Below are 329 nucleotides of genomic sequence, written 5' to 3' on the forward strand. Positions count from 1 at the left end.
CGTCGGGCGTGAACTTTCCCTTGGCGAAATCGTAGACGCCGTCGGCAAAACGGGCGAATTCAACATCGGTCAGCGTATCCTTGCCCTCCAGGGCGCTCGTCAGGATGTGGCTGCCATTGTTTAACGCGAAGGAGTATTTGGCGAAATTCCCTGAGAAGACTGCCGTATCGATGCCCGCACCGCCCAACAGCACGTCGTTGCCGGCGCCGCCTTCGAACCTGTCATTGCCGCCGGTTCCGAAGAAATAGTCGTCGCCGCCACCGGTCTTGACGTCAATGCCGAAGGCGGTGCCGAAAATGTCGACGTGGCGGTTTGCCAGCTCGTCGGAG

General features: G+C 59.9%; 1 pseudogene. It reads right to left on the bottom strand.

What is annotated here, in order from left to right:
- A pseudogene (locus AF337_RS12200) lies at window positions 1-329 on the bottom strand (metal-binding protein); the annotation flags it as partial.

This window comes from Rhizobium ecuadorense (assembly GCF_001187535.1).
GTDB lineage: Bacteria > Pseudomonadota > Alphaproteobacteria > Rhizobiales > Rhizobiaceae > Rhizobium > Rhizobium ecuadorense.